Genomic DNA, 16,215 nt, shown 5'->3' with positions numbered 1-16,215 from the left:
TTCAGTTGGTGCCGTCGGCGGCGAACATCCGCGTGTGGATCTCCTGCTTGAACTGCGCCAAGGTCGTGTCGATGTGCTCGATCATCAGCGCCACCGCCTGCCGCTCGTCCCCCGCCCCGATGGCCGCCGCGATCGCCGCGTGCTGGTCCGCCGCCACCACGGTCGAGCCACCCGCCACGCCCGCGAGCCCGATCACACTGATCTGGCGCTGCAGCCGCTGCACGGAGTCGACACTCGCCGACAGGAACATGTTGGACGAGGCGTCCCCGATGGCACCGTGGAACTTCTCGTCGGCCCGGTTGAACGCCTCGAGATCCCCCTCCACCGCGGCATCCGCGGTCAGCTGCGCGGCCTCCCGCAACGCCTTCACCTGGGCCGGCGTGGCCCGCTGGGCGGCGAGTTCGGTTGTCTTGGTCTCCACGAACCGGCGGAACTCGAAGATCTCCTCGACCTGACCGAGATCGGTCGGCAGGAAGTGCGCCAGCGACTCCCGCCAGAGCGCACCCTCGGGCTGGGCGACGTAGATCCCGCGGCCCATCTGGACCGAGATCCGGCCCAGCGCCGACAGGATCTTGACTGCCTCCCGGACGATGGTCCGAGACATCCCCACCGCCTCCGCGAGATCCTTCTCGGTCGGCAGCCGATCCCCAGGCTCCAGGCGGGCGCTGACGATGTACTCCAGGATCCGCTCCGCCGCGATCTCGTACCCGGGACGGTATCCGCCCTGCGCACTCCCCTGCTGCGCCGCAGACGACAACCGCTCTGACCGGCCCGGCATCACGTCCCCAATCTCCCACCTACACACCGGATCCCAAGATACTTCACATCCGCGCCCCGGTCTGAGAGACCGGGACGCGTGGCATGTTCGCGGTTGCCTGCTACTGGACAGTGAACGTGCGAGTGGCGGTGGCGAAGTATCCGCCCACGATGCTGGGCTGGATCTGTAGCGTGTGTCGGCCGCTCGACAAACCGGTCGCGGTGAACGGCGACGTACAGGAACCGAGGAAGTCGCCGTCCAGGATGCACTGGGTGCCATCGCCGTTCACGGCGGACGTGTCGAACGGTATCGACACGTCCGGACCGCTCGCTGCCGGGACGTCCGCGATCACGACGTTGTGTCCCTGCCACGTGAGGTCGACAATGCGTTCGGTCGTCGTGTTGTACACGGGGGCACTGAAGCTGAGCCCACCACCACCGAGAAAATCACCGGCGTCGAAAGACTCGATGATGTCGCGGTCCCCGGACCTGGTCAGGACGGCGAGCTGCCGGCCGACGGTGTCCCACTCGAGATCTTCGATGGTCTTACCCTCGACAAAGCCGAAGTCCGCCACGGTGGCTGTTCCGCCGTCCGGCGACTGGAACGCGACGAGTCCGCTCTTGCCCGCAGCCACGTACGCAAGTACGTTCCCCGTCGGTGACAGCACAGCTCGCGTAGCACCCTCAGAACCTTCGAGAGTGGCGATCCGTGCCCCCTGCTCCGCTGCCTGGACCTGGGTCAGTGGCGCTCCGGCGATGCTGCTGTCCTGGACGATCAGGGAGTGGTTGTCAGGGTGCCAGATCGGATGATCGAGGTTGCAGCCGACCCTGACCACGGACGAGTCGGACAACGTCAGGATGTCAACACAGGCGGACGAATCGCTGCCCGCCACGTTGAACGCGATCCGGGTGCCGTCCGGCGACCACGCCGGATGCGCCATCCCGGCTGCGGACCGGACAAGCCTGTCGGCGCCCTGCTGACGAACCCACAGGTTGTCGCCGAGAACGTACGCGATGTCGATGCCGTTCGGCGCGCCCGTCACCTCGGTGGCGTCCGTCGGCGCGTTCTCGACCGGCACGATCTGAGTGGCCTTCGGCACCGCGAGACTCCCGAGCACGACCGGCTCGTTCGGCCGCCGGACGAGGGCTGTTACCTGCTCCCTCGCCCTGGCCGGCGACACGCGGTCGCTCGGTTGCCCTTCGAAGAACTCGTTGACAGCGGACACCCGGTACGTCGGGTACGAGTTTCCGTTCCATGGCTCGGTCCAGTGCGTCTGCTCCGCCGGCACGGTGAACCTGGTCTCGATCCCGTTGACCGAACGCTCGACGACGAATCCCACAGGTGCGGCGTTGCCCCAAAATCCCGGGCTCCAGGACAGGTCCACCCCGCTGTACGTCGCATCCACCGCGACCTTGTCGGGCGCACTGGGGACGGTGTACACGCTGGCGCTCAGACGGATGCGGTGCTGCCTTCGCGCGGTGTTGTCGTCGATCTGAAGCGAAGTCAACGGGTCGTTGGGATAATCCGGCGTGAACGTCACGACGACGGCGCAGGAGGCCCCGGGCGCAAGCTGCTGGCAGGCGAAGTCTTCCCGGCGCGTCCAGGTGGGATCGGCAGGCAGTGGCTTGATGCCCACGACGAGGTCTTTAGTGCCAACGTTCGTCAGCGTCACCCGGACGGTCCTCGGCGCGGTGTTGAGCTCGATCCGGCCGAGATCCACGCGCGGCGTGTCGATCGCCAACGCGGCGTACTGCTGCGTGCTCTTGATCCGGATCTCGCCGTACAAGGAGTTGCCCTCGGGGCAACTGCCGGAGTACGTCGCACTCATCGTCGCGACCTGGAGGTCGGCGCTGTAAGCGATCTCGGCGACGTTCAAGGTGCCGGTGAGGCTGCATTCGTGGTCGTTCTGGCGCACGACGAACGATTGGCCGCCGACTGAATGGCTTCCAGGCCCCGAGAGGATCGCCGGCAACGCGATCTGCAGATCCCCCGCGGAGAGCGCCCGGACTCCGCCGGCCGTGGACTGCGCTACCGAGCCGGCCACCCCGTCGGTGAACGCGGGAGCCGTCTGGTACGACGCGATGTCGGCGTCGACGGTCAGGACGTCGTTGCTACCGACAGCGGGGTCCGTCACCGGCCTGATGCCTGTCGCGGTCGCGCTCGGCTGGCTCTCGCCGTCGACGTTCACCGCGATCACCCGGTACGTCGCACTGGCGCCCGCCTTTACACGGGAGTCCACCCAACTCGTCGTACCGGCGGGCAACTGCTTCGAGGCATCAGCCCACGCGCCGTTGGTACGAAGCGACTGGACCACATAGCCCTCGGGAGCACCGCCATCGACGGGCGCAGTCCACGCGACGCCGAGGCCGCCGAGGACCGGAAAGGTCTGTACGGCGGTCGGCGCCACCGGGGCGACGTCCACCTGCGCGGACCACTGTGGTGCAGCAGCCGCAGGGACAACCCCAGTGAAGGGAAACGACAAGACAAGGGCAGACGTCAGCAGCAGACGGGCGCGACGCATCAACACTCCATAATCGGGCGGATCCGGCGCACCCCGAGCGACACCGGCGAAGGTCAAACAGATATGTATCGTTCAAAACCCGCCGAGGGCAACCCTCCTGCAGCTTGTTGCAGTCCTGTCAGTCACCGGCCCCGAAGCCGAGCCGATCGAACTTGCCAACAACACGCCCCGCAGCCCGCCACACGACCGCGCGTTCGTCGCAAGGCACTCTCTCGACTCAGACCCGGCGGAAGCCCCGAGTTGTCCGAGCCCACCGGCAGCACGAAGCTCGATCGCTTCAGCGCCGAGCAGTCCGACCGAGGTCGTTCCCATATCGACGCGTCACGATCCCGTTCGCCGAGGGGTTCAGCGTGATCGTCTTCGCGACGCCGTTCGGGAACGAGTAGTTGCCCAGGTTGATCCACGGGGTGGCCGCAGTGCAGGCCTTCTGGTCTTGTGAAGCCAGGTTCGTCGATTCATGAGTGTCGGCCTACCCAACGGATTCGAACGGCTACCCAGGGTTCCGGTCTGCGCCAGATTAATCACTGACTCGTAACGTTTTTGCCGAAACCGGGCCAGGATCCGTAACCTCGCTCCGACGCCTTCGACCGGTCCCTGGGGGGAACCTTGTTTCGCAAGCTGCTTGCTTCGCTTGCCGCGCTGACGCTTGCCAGTGCGGCGGTTCTGTTCATTGTCCGTGCCGCCAACGCCGACGCCGCAAACATCAGCATCACTGCAACGCAGGCGACCACCGGCACGACGACGCTGACGTACCGGGCAACTGTCCTCAAGGCGGGCACGATCCGCGAGATCACGATGGCGATCCCCGCTGGAACCACCGGACGCGTTACCTCGGCGAACGGCACCGTGAGCTCGGTAACGAGCACCGTTCTCCGCTGGCGCCCGACGCGAAACATCACCGTTGCGGTCGGCGCCAGGCTGGCGATTCCGCTGTACGGCCTCAAGCTGCCGGCCGGTGGACCGTGGACCCTGGGATTCAAGTCGATCGGTACGGCGGGCCAGGTCATCACCTCCGGCGCCGGCGTACTCCAACCCATCAAGACCTACACCGCACAGGTCGCCGTTGTCGCGTCCAACCCGATCCCGGCCCAGACAACGAATCTCACGTACCAGGCCACCGTTACCAAGGCCGGCACCCTCGATGCCGTCCGCATGCAGCTGCCGACCGGAGCCACCGGCACGTACACCACCATCAACGGCACGCTCACCGTCGACAGCGGCTACGCGACCTGGAAGCCCAAGTCACCGATCAACGTCGCCCCCGGTGCACGCCTCGGAATCCCGGTGAACGGAGTCCAGCTCTCCCGGTACGGCGGAACGATGACGCTGTCCGTGTCCGCGACCACAGCCACCGGCACCGTCCTGACCAGCGGCAGCGCCAGCGTGCCGTTCATCGCCCCGCCCGCCGAGATGCCCGTCGTCGAGGCAGCCGGCTTCGCCTCACCGCCCGCCGGGTGCCCCACCAACTGGCCGTCGACCACCACCGAGAACGCCAAGCCCGGCACCGGCGACTGGGTCATCCCGACCAGCATGAACGGATCGATGGCGGCCTACCTGACCCAGGTGTCCGCCGCGTGTGGTGACACCGTGGACCTGAAGGTCACCTCCGGGAACCTGGTCAGCGTCGTTGCCTACCGGATGGGGTACTACGCGGGCCTCGGCGCGCGCGAAGTCTGGCGGAAGGACGACGTACCGACCGTTGTCCAGGACAAGGCGGTCACCGGCGGTATCTCCGGCGACGGCAAGGAACTGCGGATGACGTCGGCCGAGCACTGGACCAAGACGCTCAGCATCCCTGTCGACAAGGACTGGACGCCGGGCACCTACCTGATAAAGATCAGCGACGGTTCGGCCGCAACCTACGCGCCGCTGACGGTCCGCGACGACACTGCTACGAAGCACGACCTGCTGATCCAGCAGGCCACCGCGACTTGGCAGGCCTACAACAGTTACGGCGGATCGGGCTTCTACACCGGCGGAGTCGACGGCGGATCCGGCCGGCTGACGTTCGACAGGCCGTACAGCGAGGGGCAGGGCTCCGGGCAGTACCTCAGCCTCGAGCAGGGGCTGGTGTTCTGGGCCGAGTCGAAGGGCCTGGACGTCACGTACTGGACCAACAACGACCTCGACCAGTACGGCGGCCAGCTCCCGGCTCGCGCCAAGACGCTTTTCTTGCCCGGGCACGACGAGTACTACTCGTTGCGGATGCGGGCCGCACTCAGCCAGGCGATCGCCCGCGGCGTCAACGTGGCCAACCTCGGCGCGAACACTGCCTACCGCCTCATCACGTTCACCGACGACACCCGACGGGCATGGGACATCGACCGGTACACCGACGGGTACAACTCGACGACGTGGCGCTACCAGGGTGACGCGTACGCGTCCCAGCCGCTGCTCGGCGCGGACTACATCTGCCCGGTTCTGGGCAACACGCTGACTACCGGCACGGGCTGGATCTTCGATGGCGTCGCTAGCGGTACGCAGCTCCCCGGCTTCATCGCGGGCGAGGTCGACTACGTGTGGCCTGATCTCTACAAGAATCCCGGCCAGACGACGGTAGCCAGCGGCACCGGTACCTGCCGCTCGAACGGCCGCGCCGCCCCGATGCACATCACCACGTACACGGCCCCCTCGGGCGCACGGGTCCTCAACGGATCCACCTTCGCCTACGGTTGCTTCCTCGTCGGTCGCTGCCCGTCCAACTGGACAGTCCCGTCCCCGGATGCCGCCTCACAGAAGGCCGTCGCAACCATCGTCGGCAACATCGCACAGTGGGTCTCCCAAGGCACCATCACCGTCCCTGCCGACACCACCGCCGCCAAGCTGCGCGTCGCTGTACCTAAGCACCCGCTGCAAACCAACACCCAGCCGTGAGGCGGCCTGAAGCGCGCCCCCATGACGGCTAGGTAGGCAGAGCAACTGTCAGTCCTCCGATTCGATTCAGTACCGGCAAGACATGTCGTCCGGCCAGACATCGTTCTGGCCGGACGCGTTTTGCCACGGTCAAATCCCTGGACGTGGTGAGGTGCCGCGTGATCCTGGGGTGGGTTGCTGGGGAAGCCGGGTCAGGTGCGGTCCGGTGTCGTGGCAGGTACTGGTTCTGGGCGGATCGGTCCGGACGGCGACGGCCGCTCCGGGCGTCCCTCCACGTGGACGCGGGGCGTCCAGCGGTCCAGCCGGCGCGGCAGCCACCACGCTCGCGCCCCGAGCAGCCGCATCACCGCCGGGACCACCAGGCACCGGATCACCACGGCGTCGAGCAGCACCGCGACAGCCATCGCGAACCCGGTCTGCTGGAGCATCCGGTCCGGGAACAGCGCGAAGGACCCGAAGACCACGAACATGATCGCCGCAGCGGCGGTGATCACTCCGCCGGTGTGCGCGAGACCCTCCCGGATCGCGAGCTGCGCGTCGCCGGTCCGCAGCCACTCCTCCCGCATTCGGGACAGCAGGAACACCTCGTAGTCCATCGACAGGCCGAAGACGATGGCGAAGATGAACACCGGCATGAACGCCTCGATCGGGCCGGGAACGCCCCACAGGACACCGTCCTGGTACACCAGCTTCATCGCGCCGAGCGCGGCGCCGATCGACAGTACGTTCAGCAGCGCGGCCTTGACCGCGATCAGGACCGAACGGAACACGCTCATGAGCAACAGTCCGGACAGTCCGACCACCACGAGCACGAAGAGCGGGAACCGGTCCGAGATCGCGTTGGAGTAGTCGACCTGGGCCGCCGTGATCCCGCCCACGAGAGAAGAGTCGCCGAGGTCCTCGCGCAGGCCGATGACCAGGTCCGCGGTGGCCTCGTCCTGCGGTCCGGTCGTCGGCTGAGCCCGGATCAGGAAGACGTCGTCGTCCAGCCGGATCGGCGGGCTGACCCGGTCGGCCACGATGCCCGGGTGGCTCACGAGGTGGCGGTAGGAGTCGTCCGCCTGCGCAGGGGAACCTTCAGTGACGATGACCAACGGACCGTTGGCGCCCGCGCCCAGCTTGTTGCTGATCAGGTCGTAAGCGGCCCGCGACGTCGTCCCTTCGGCGTCGTTCCCCGCGTCGTTGAACCCCAGATGCATGTCCAGGGCCGGCGCGGCCAGCGCACCGAGCGCGATCACCGAGACGATCAAGGCCGGCCACGGCCTGCGCTGCACGAACCGGGCCCACCGTCGCCAGCGCTCGCCGGGAGATCGCGGACTCTTCGCCGCCTGCTTCTGTACTCGCTTCTCGATCCTCTTGCCGAACAGGGAGAGCAGAGCCGGAAGCAGGGTCAGCGAGGCGACCATCGTGACGAGTACCGTGAGCGCGACCGCGGCGACCATGCCTTCGAAGGCTGGGATCCCGAGCGTGAACATCCCCAGCAGGGCAAGGATCACGCTGGCGCCGGCGAACAGCACCGAGCGCCCGGCGGTGTCGAGCGCACGACTCGTTGCCTGTACTCGCCCGGCACCGTGGAGCAGTTCGCTGCGATAGCGGCTGAAGACCAGCAGGGCGTAGTCGATGCCGACGCCGAGCCCCACCAGCACGAGTAGGGAGGTGGTGTAGTCCGGGATGTCGATCGCGTGCGACAGCAAGGCGACCAGCCCCATCGTGGTACCCACGGCGAAGAGCGCGGTGATCAGCGGCAGGCTCGCTGCCAGCAGGGAACCGAACATGAAGATCAGGACCACCAGCGCGGCAAGCAGTCCGGCGCCTTCAGCTCCTCCACCTCCGCCGCGCTCGACCTTCCGGATGCCCTTGCCGGCCACTTCGACCTGCAGATCGCCGGATGTATGCGCCCGGGCCGTCGCGATGAGTTGCTCGTACGTCGCTGCCGGCGCGGCGCCCTGCTCTCCGGCCAGCGAAACCTCGACGAGCGCGAGGGTGCCGTCTGCGGAGACCGTGCCCTGCCGGGGATCCGGCGGGGTGACCGCCTCGACCTGATCGATCGCCTTCAAGTCACGCGTCAAGGCCTCGAGATCCCCACTGGTGGCCCAGCCTCGCTCGTCGTGCATCACCACGGTCACGCTGTCGCCGGTCTGCTCGGGGGATCGCTGCTCGAGCAGGTCGGCCAGTTGCTGTGACTGGGTGCCCGACAGAGAGACGTCACTGCCGTTCCCATAGCCGTCGCCGACGGCCCGGGCCGTAATTGTGACGGCGACCAGAAGCATGACCCAGGCGACCAGGGCGGTCCAGCGGCGCCGCTGCGCGAAGCCGGCCAGACGCTCCATTCTGCTGCTGTCGGGCCTGCGGGTCTCGGGCGGGGACAGGTCGGGCACGGGAACCTCCATCGGTGGTTTGACTCCACCGATGGTGGCCGCCCGGACACCCGCAGGTCGTCGGGCAGCAGTTGTCAGCGGGTACGCGATTCGACCCGTGTTCCCGGAGCCGGCTACGCCTCTCGCAGTACCTCGCACGCGCTCCTGATCGTAGGCGCCGAGCTCGCACCGCGGCCTATGATCTCGGCATGTCAGTCAGCGCCCGGTCGTTCCGCCTGCCGTCGTGGGCAGGCGACATACTGCTGGCGCTGTTCGTCACCGTGATGCAGGTCCAAGGCACCATCGTGCGGAACGCGGCCGACCCCACGGCGGTGCTGCGTCCGCTCACCGATCTCGGTCACCTGGGCTACGTGCTACTGGTCGCCAGCGGCGCGGTCGTCGCCTTCCGGCAGCGCTGGCCGGTGCCGGTCTTCGTCGCCGCCGGCCTGTGCAGCGTGATCTACTACGCGCTCGACTTTCCCGACGGCCCGGCTTGGCTCGGGCTGTTCGTGGCTCTGTACACGCTCACGGCCCTCGGCGACGGCCGGCGATCGCTCCTGATCGCGGGTGCCGGGATCGCCGTACTGAGTGCCGTCTGGCTGGTGGCGGCGGCGGACATCGAGCCGCGGGCCGCGATCGGGTGGGTGTACTTCCGGATCGGCGCCGCGGTCATGAGCGCCGCCCTGGGCGAATCGGTGCGGTCACGACGCGTCATCGCGGCCGAGGCGGTCGCGCGGGCCGAACTGGCCGAACGGACCCGCGAGGAGGAGGCGCGTACCCGGGTCGACGCGGAACGGCTGCGGATCGCTCGCGAGGTGCACGACACCGTCGCGCACGCGATCGCCGTCATCAATGTGCAGGCCGGTGTCACCGCGTACGTCCTGGACAAGCGGCCGGAGCGGGCGCGCGAGACGCTGGAGGCGATCGAGCGGACGAGTTCCCAGGCGCTGCAGGAGATGCGGACCATCCTCGGCGTACTCCGCGACGACCAGGACGGCCGAGCGCCGCACCCGGGCATCGGCCAGCTCGACGATCTCATCTCACAGGCCCGGGACGCGGGGCTCGACGTCAAGATCGAGGCAGCCATGCCCACGCCGCCCACGCCGCCCGTGCCGAGCGCGGTCGACAGCGCGGTCTACCGAATCGTGCAGGAGTCACTCACCAACGTCATCCGCCACGTAGGCCCGACTCAGGTCGTCATCTCCGTGAGGTCGGACGGTGACGCGATCGACGTGCGTGTCACCGACGACGGACGCGCGGACGGCACGGCACCCACGCCACCAGATGGCACCGACGGACGCGGTCGTGGCCATCTCGGGATGCGGGAGCGGTGCCAGCTGCTCGGTGGTTCGTTCGACGCCCGGCCGACCGCTGCGGCAGGCTTCGAGGTAGCCGCGAGACTCCCGCTCTCGCCGACCGCGCCCGTGCACGCATGAACGCCTCGCCGGCCGTCGAGCCGATCCGGGTCCTGCTCGTCGACGACGAGGGTCTCGTCCGGTCCGGATTCAGGCTGCTGCTGGACGCCGAGGACGACATCACCGTGGTGGGCGAAGCCATCAATGGAGCCGACGCGGTCGAGCAGACCCGCGTCCAACGCCCGGACGTCGTGCTCATGGACATCCGGATGCCGACGATGGACGGCATCGAGGCGACCCGGGCGATCGCGTCCACCCCGGGGCTGCAGGACGTGCGGGTCCTCATCCTGACAACCTACGACACCGACTCCTACGTCTTCGAGGGCCTCCAAGCCGGCGCCAGCGGTTTCCTGCTCAAGGACGCCGGACCGGCCGAACTACTTCACGGCATCCGCGTCGTGGCCGCCGGCGCAGCGCTGCTCGCACCCCGGGTCACGCGGCGGCTCATCGCACAGTTCGCCACACGCCGGGCCGCCAACGGGACAGCCGAGGAGCGCCTGGCAGTGCTGACCGGCCGCGAACGGGAGATCCTCGCGCTCGTCGGACAAGGGCTGAACAACGACGAGATCGGCGCGAAGCTGTTCCTCAGCCCCGCCACCGCCCGCACCCACGTCAGCCACGCCATGGGCAAACTCGGAGCCCGGGATCGAGCACAGCTCGTGGTGATCGCCTTCCAAACCGGTCTCGTCACGCCCTAGGTACGGCGCGTTCGGGCTGGGCTGTGCGTCGAGCCTCGCCGGATCGGAAGTCTGGGCACGAGGGCCGGCACGCGGGCAGCGTAGTCGTCGTACGCCGCTCCGAACGTGGTGCGGAGGTCGCGCTCCTCGAACCTGATCCCGACGGCGATGTATCCGGTCGCGGCGAGGGCGAAGACAAGATGGGATGCGCCCATCCGTGGTGTTGCCCAGAACGCCAGGACCAAGCCCGTCATCAACGGATGCCGGACGACGGCGAAGAGACCGCCGACGTACAGGTCAGCCGTCTGACCCGGATCTCGAGCGGCCGCCCATCCGGCTTGTCGCAGCCCGACGAGTTCGAGGTGGTCGACCGCGAACGTCGAGCAGACCGCCAGCGCCCAGCCCACGGCGAAGAGCGACCAGGCGATGACCGATATCGAACCCTCGGCCTGCCAGATCCGCCCGCCCCAGGGTTGCCAGAGCACCAGCAGGAGAGCGAGACAGATGTCTGTCGCGAGCACGTAGGTGGTGCGTTCGAGCGCCGCCGGGATCCACCGTCTCAGCCAGGACTTCACCTGCCGACGCGCCATCACCGAGTGCTGGAGGGCGAAGAACAACACCAGCGCGAGGTCGACAGCGATCGCATGAACGATGGTCGTCCGGTGCGGGCCGTCGACGGTTCTGGGGACGACGACTCCGGCGAGGAAGGCCATCGTCCACACAGTGATGACGACGAACCCCAACCAGGCGGCGGCCGAGACGAGGAGTTGGGCACGGCGTCGGGACATGTCTCCATGCTCCGGGCCGGGTAGCCTCCTGCGCAGCCGTGGAACTACCTCACTTGTGCGGGTCTCGCGCGACGTACCAGGCTGCGATCTGGGAGCGGGACCTGAATCCGAGCCGCAGCCGGATGCGCTCGAGGTGCGACTCGGCGGATCGTTCGGTGATGCCCAAGCGGTCGGCCAACTGCCGGTTCGTGAGGCCGTCCGCCACGAGCGCCGCGACTTCTGTCTGGCGGGCGGTCAGGCCCGTGGGAACCGTCCTTCGCAGCCGGGGCAGTCCGAGGAACCGTCGTACCTGTCCGACCATCGACTCCACATCTCCGATGGCAGGAAGGTGCGAGCGACCCGCGAGCGCCACGAACCGGGCGCCTGGGATGGCGTCGGCGAGAGCCCTGCTCTGTTCGAGGGGAGCGGCGCGGTCTCCGCGTCGGTGCAGCACCAGCGTCGGCGCCCGGACCCGCGCGAGGCTCGGACGCACGTCCAGGGCGTATGCGAGACGCAACAACGCGACCGCTGTGTCGGGCGAGGAGGCGGCACGCTGGTAGCGGGCGAGCGCGAGCCGCGTGCCGGCATCAGCCTCGGGTGCGAAGAGGTCGGTGAGCAGGTCCGATCCCAAACCCCAGTGCGATGCGAGCAGTCCGAGCACGTGCCGCCTGCTGTCCTCGTCGCCGATGGCATCACCGGTCGCCCATCCGCCGTACAGCACCAGACGCGACACCCGCTCCGGCTGATCGGCGGCCCACTGCGCAGCCACCGCCGCCCCGAGCGACCACCCCAGGACGTCACAGCGGGTGATGCCGAGCGCTTCGGTGACCGCATCAATCGTGGCAAGCTCCAGCGCCATCGTGCGAGGACCGACGTACGCCGCCGAGAGGCCACAACCAGGGCGGTCGTAGCGCACCAAGGTTCGACCGGACGACAGCGACTCGTGGAACATGCGCTCGGCCGGGATGGCCCAGCCGAGCTCGAGATGACTGAGCCATCCCGGCACCACCAGCAGGTACGGTCCGCTGCCTGTCAGGGCATAGGCCACCCGCGCGCCGTCGGCCAAAGGCGCCGTCCCAAGGCGCTGATCCTGCGCACCCACGACACCAGTGAACAGCATCTGGACCATCCAGGGCTCTGGCGGTCACTTACGTCCGAATCGACCGGTGGCGGATCGTGCGGTGGTACGGCGATCGCGGTCGGAGGTGGCCGCTCCGCTGGAGTCACGGCGGTCGTTCTGCCCGATGCCGCGCGACGGGCGGACCTCGCTGTGCCAGGCGTCGCGCAGGTGAAGCGTCGCGCCGCTGTGAAGTATCGCGTTGGTGTACACGCGCCCGGCGATCGCGACGAGTCCGGCGATGGCAGCGAGCGTGAAGGTCACGGCGAGCAGCGGCTCCCACCAGGCGACCGAGCCGAGCGCGATCCGGCCGGGCATGGCGAACGGCGCGGTCGCCGGGAACTGCGAGAGTGTCCGTGCCCAGACCCCGTCGGGGTTCGCGCTGACCGTGAGGAATGCGCCCCAGTAGCACGCGATCAGCACGTAGCCGACAGGCCCGGCGACGCTCTGCGCGTCCTCCGTCCGAGATGCGAGTGAGCCGAGCGCGCCGTACGCCATGGCGTAGAGGGCATAGCCGAGCACGAACCAGACGACCGCCCAGGCGAGTACGCCGGCACGGACAGCAGGTATGTCGGCTGAGTCGATCACCAGAGCGGCGAGCAGCGCCGCCACCGCGGTCACGACGAACTGGGCGAACCCCAGTAGTCCGATGCCGGCGATCTTCCCGGCCAACAGCACCCGAGCGGGCATGCGCGCGAGCAGCACCTCGACAACTCGGCTGGACTTCTCCTCCACCACGCCGGTGAGGACGAGGTTCCCGTAGATGACGATTGCCATCAGCAACAGGGTCGTGATCACGATAGCGGCCAATTCGTCGTCCGGGCTGCGTCCGGCGGCCGAGCCGAGCTCGACGCTCTCGACCGGAACGGGCGCCATCAGGGCACGCAGGTCATCGGGCCCGATGCCGGCGGCCGCGGCCCGTTCCTGAACAGCGACCAGCCGAATGGCTCCGGTGACGACAGCCTGCAGTTGCTCGTCCACCCTGCCGGGCCACTCCACCCGGCCTGCGTCGACCACGAGCACGTCGACGTCGTGCGCGCGGACGGCTTCCTCCGCGGTGGACACATCGCCGTACCTGTGCAGGCGCACGGTCGCGCCGCCGGCGCCGCCCTGGGCGAGGATGGCCGATGACAACGCGCTGGGGACGGCACTCGTCACGCCGACGTCCTTGGGTCCGCCACCGATGTCCAACTTCGCCGGCACCACGATCAACGCGATGACGACGAACAGCATCACAATCAGGCCTGCCCGGAAGCTCCGTGACCTGCTGCGCTCGCGGATCTCCCGGCGAGCGACCAGCCATGCCTGCCGCAGGCCGGTCACGCCGCCACCGCCCGCCGGAACAGCTCCGACAACGTCGGGGGCTGATAGGCGAAGGACACGACCCCACTGGACGCGGCGGCGCCGACGACCGCCGACAGGTCGGTGTCGCGGTCGACTCGAAGCCGCGCATAGCCGTCCTTGGTCTCGACGACCTGGACCGCCGACAGCCTCGACCAGTCCGGAGGGAGCCCGCGATAGCGGATGTCCACAAAGCGTTGCGGGACTGCCTCCCGCAGGTCGGTCAGATCGCCGGCGAGCACGACGCACCCCTTGTCGATGATGACCACGTCCTCACACAGCTCCTCGACGAGGTCGAGCTGGTGGCTGGAGAACAGCACCGTCGCGCCGGCTGCGGCAAGTTCGGCCAGGAGATCCGCCATGGCGCCCATGGCTATGGGATCCAGCCCGGCGAACGGCTCGTCGAGCACGAGCAGTTCGGGCTCGTTGACCAGCGCGGCGATCAGCTGTACCCGCTGCTGGTTGCCGTGCGACAGCGTGTCCAGTCGGTCCGCGGCCCGGTCCGCGAGCCCGAGCCGCCCGAGCCAGTGCTCCGCGATTCTCCCGGCGTCCCTGGTCGTCCGGCCGCACAATTCGCCGAGGTACAGCAACTGGTCCCGGATCCGCATCCGCGGGTACAGCCCACGCTCCTCAGGCATGTAGCCGAACCGTGCCCGGTCCGCACCGGTGATCGGCGCACCCCGCCACAACACGCTGCCGGCGTCCAGCCGGACGAGCTCGAACACCGCGCGCATCGCTGTGGTCTTGCCTGCCCCGTTGGGCCCGAGAAATCCGGTGATCCGGCCCGGTCGGGCCTCGAACGTGCATCCGTCCAGCGCAGCGACGGAGCCGAACCGTTTCACCGCCGAATCGAAAGCAAGCACGATTCACCTCCCCCTCCAGCGTCCCCACCACGGCCCTCACGGTCAGGGCACAAAGGCACCTCCAGAGCGGGGCACATGACCGTCATCCGAACGGCTGGAGGTGAACCGGATCCAGGGCGGTGCCGGCAACGGAGCTCAGCGGCGGCCGGACTCCATGTAGTGCTTCAGCCCCTCCCAGTTCCGGCGCTCCCAGTTCGGGCCGACCAGGCTCAGGACCGGCGACAGGACCCACATCGGCCCGAGCAAACGCATGTTCCAGTCCCACCGCAGGCGCGTCCGGCCCTCGACCTGCTCGAAGGTCAGCGTGCCGTCGACCTGCAGGTACGACGAGCGCACGACGTTGTGGAGCCGACGCGGCCTGTCGTACTCCAGGATCTCGACCGTCATCCGGCCGCGGTTGCCCATCCCCTTGGGCTCGGCGACGAAGCGTGTACCTGTGCCGACCGGTCCGTCACTCACCTTGTCAGCTCGAATGATCCGCGGGTTGTAGCGCGGCTCGTTGCTCTCGTCGGCCACCAGGTCGAAGACCTCCTCGACCGGAGCGTCGATCATGACCTCTCCGCCCAGGCGCGCCATGGCGGTCCTCCCCTCCGGTCCTCCAGCCGAGGACCCGTACGACTCGAGCGCGGCACCGGACAACCACGGCCTGCATCCTCGTGCTGATCGCGGACAGTGGCAGCGGCATCGCGGGAAGGCGTCATGCGCCTGAGTCTTTGGGCTCGGGATCACGAACAGCATCGCCTGGACCGGACGACGCCGCCGCGGTGCGGCCCTCGGGCATCATCAGCAGGGAGGCGATGAGGAAGCAGACGGCGCCGAGGAAGGTGCCGCCGTTGGCGAGTTGGACGTTGGAGAACTCGCCGGCGGAGGTGACATGGGCGCCGATCGCGGACAGGCCGAAGAACACCGAGCCCCACAGGTTGAGGGCAGTGATGTGCCAGTCGCGTTGGCCGGGCCGCCACGACCACCAGCGGTGCCCCGCCTCCGCGAACGCGATCGCCGACGACACCAGGAAGCACACCGAGCCGATCGCGTCCGGCCGCCAGACGATCCGGTTCTCCAGATCGGACGGTACGTCCAACAGCCCGGCGAACGTGGTCACGTTGAAGTAGAGCGTGCCGACCAACTGGATCGCACACGCCCAGAACCCCGGGCTGCGCGGCGCCCACGCGAACCAGCGATGGCCGGCCTGCCGTACCACCTGCAGGTAGGACAGGTATGCGCCGGACGTGAAGAACAGCGAGCCGACGAAGTACGTGAGCGCGTCGCCGTGTCCACCCACGGCCTGCGCGTACTCCGGGATCGGCCCCACGACGAAACACGCCGACCCGATGGCGAACAACAGTCCCGCCCACCACGTCGTACCGAATCCACGCGCACCGGCTGCCTTCCGGCGTGCTCGTGCCTCCCACCGCACCACGCGGCCGTCGGCACGCCGGTACTGCACGCGGGTGACGAACGGGCGCGGGCCTTCGACCACCAGATCTGTCGCGTCCGGCGGCACGTCGACCGGCAGCCTGGTCACG

The 16,215-nt window shown here is 68.4% G+C and carries 12 protein-coding genes; 3 read left to right on the top strand and 9 right to left on the bottom strand.

Going from position 1 to position 16,215, the window contains the following annotated elements:
* Position 1 precedes the first annotated feature (1 nt).
* Together AB0L64_RS19720 and AB0L64_RS19715 are read right to left on the bottom strand one after the other, a co-directional pair.
* On the bottom strand, positions 2–778 hold the full coding sequence (locus AB0L64_RS19720) for an FCD domain-containing protein (RefSeq protein WP_363711902.1): 777 nt from the start codon (positions 776–778) through the stop codon (positions 2–4).
* A 100-nt stretch (positions 779–878) separates the two neighbouring features.
* Complete coding sequence (locus AB0L64_RS19715; protein WP_363711900.1) at positions 879–3,179, bottom strand: hypothetical protein; 2,301 nt, start codon at positions 3,177–3,179, stop codon at positions 879–881.
* 705 nt (positions 3,180–3,884) lie between these two features.
* Here AB0L64_RS19715 and AB0L64_RS19710 point away from each other — a divergent pair.
* A complete protein-coding gene (locus AB0L64_RS19710) occupies positions 3,885–6,152 on the top strand; it encodes a N,N-dimethylformamidase beta subunit family domain-containing protein (RefSeq protein ID WP_363711898.1) in 2,268 nt (755 codons plus the stop codon).
* A gap of 191 nt (positions 6,153–6,343) precedes the next feature.
* Here AB0L64_RS19710 and AB0L64_RS19705 read toward each other — a convergent pair whose 3' ends face one another.
* Positions 6,344–8,530 (bottom strand): MMPL family transporter, encoded by a 2,187-nt coding sequence (locus tag AB0L64_RS19705; RefSeq protein WP_363711896.1) that lies wholly within the window; start codon positions 8,528–8,530, stop codon positions 6,344–6,346.
* A 188-nt stretch (positions 8,531–8,718) separates the two neighbouring features.
* Here AB0L64_RS19705 and AB0L64_RS19700 point away from each other — a divergent pair, with 188 nt between their 5' ends.
* Both AB0L64_RS19700 and AB0L64_RS19695 read left to right on the top strand, forming a co-directional pair.
* A complete protein-coding gene (locus AB0L64_RS19700; protein ID WP_363711894.1) occupies positions 8,719–9,945 on the top strand; it encodes a sensor histidine kinase in 1,227 nt (408 codons plus the stop codon).
* Positions 9,942–10,622 carry a response regulator transcription factor gene (locus AB0L64_RS19695; protein WP_363711892.1) on the top strand — a complete coding sequence of 227 codons (681 nt, stop codon included), beginning with the start codon at positions 9,942–9,944 and terminating at the stop codon, positions 10,620–10,622. The genes AB0L64_RS19700 and AB0L64_RS19695 overlap by 4 nt, the downstream gene beginning before the upstream one ends.
* On the opposite strand, the gene AB0L64_RS19690 is transcribed toward AB0L64_RS19695, so the two are convergent.
* From AB0L64_RS19690 to AB0L64_RS19665, 6 genes are all read right to left on the bottom strand, one after another.
* On the bottom strand, positions 10,619–11,389 hold the full coding sequence (locus AB0L64_RS19690) for an isoprenylcysteine carboxylmethyltransferase family protein (RefSeq protein ID WP_363711890.1): 771 nt from the start codon (positions 11,387–11,389) through the stop codon (positions 10,619–10,621). The genes AB0L64_RS19695 and AB0L64_RS19690 overlap by 4 nt on opposite strands.
* A gap of 49 nt (positions 11,390–11,438) precedes the next feature.
* Positions 11,439–12,470 (bottom strand): alpha/beta fold hydrolase, encoded by a 1,032-nt coding sequence (locus AB0L64_RS19685; protein WP_363711888.1) that lies wholly within the window; start codon positions 12,468–12,470, stop codon positions 11,439–11,441.
* Between the two features lie 42 nt (positions 12,471–12,512).
* Positions 12,513–13,808, bottom strand: coding sequence for an ABC transporter permease (locus tag AB0L64_RS19680; RefSeq protein WP_363711886.1), 1,296 nt, complete (start codon positions 13,806–13,808; stop codon positions 12,513–12,515).
* Entirely contained in the window at positions 13,805–14,689 is an 885-nt protein-coding gene (locus tag AB0L64_RS19675; protein WP_363711884.1) for an ATP-binding cassette domain-containing protein, read from the bottom strand. Before AB0L64_RS19675 ends, AB0L64_RS19680 begins: the two co-directional genes overlap by 4 nt.
* Before the next feature lie 135 nt (positions 14,690–14,824).
* The gene (locus AB0L64_RS19670; RefSeq protein WP_363711882.1) at positions 14,825–15,265 is read right to left on the bottom strand and encodes an SRPBCC family protein; all 441 of its coding nucleotides are present in this window, start codon (positions 15,263–15,265) and stop codon (positions 14,825–14,827) included.
* Positions 15,266–15,386: 121 nt separating this feature from the next.
* Positions 15,387–16,214 carry a hypothetical protein gene (locus AB0L64_RS19665; RefSeq protein WP_363711880.1) on the bottom strand — a complete coding sequence of 276 codons (828 nt, stop codon included), beginning with the start codon at positions 16,212–16,214 and terminating at the stop codon, positions 15,387–15,389.
* Between the last annotated feature and the right edge of the window lies 1 nt (position 16,215).

The organism is Kribbella sp. NPDC051936, from assembly GCF_040680955.1.
GTDB lineage: Bacteria > Actinomycetota > Actinomycetes > Propionibacteriales > Kribbellaceae > Kribbella.
This window is presented reverse-complemented; position numbering and strand designations above follow the sequence as displayed.

Coding starts and splice junctions, on each gene's coding strand:
- AB0L64_RS19720 (WP_363711902.1), bottom strand. CDS start 778: ATGCCGGGCCGGTCAGAGCGGTTGTCGTCTGCGGCGCAGCAGGGGAGT.
- AB0L64_RS19700 (WP_363711894.1), top strand. CDS start 8,719: ATGTCAGTCAGCGCCCGGTCGTTCCGCCTGCCGTCGTGGGCAGGCGAC.
- AB0L64_RS19695 (WP_363711892.1), top strand. CDS start 9,942: ATGAACGCCTCGCCGGCCGTCGAGCCGATCCGGGTCCTGCTCGTCGAC.
- AB0L64_RS19690 (WP_363711890.1), bottom strand. CDS start 11,389: ATGTCCCGACGCCGTGCCCAACTCCTCGTCTCGGCCGCCGCCTGGTTG.
- AB0L64_RS19670 (WP_363711882.1), bottom strand. CDS start 15,265: ATGGCGCGCCTGGGCGGAGAGGTCATGATCGACGCTCCGGTCGAGGAG.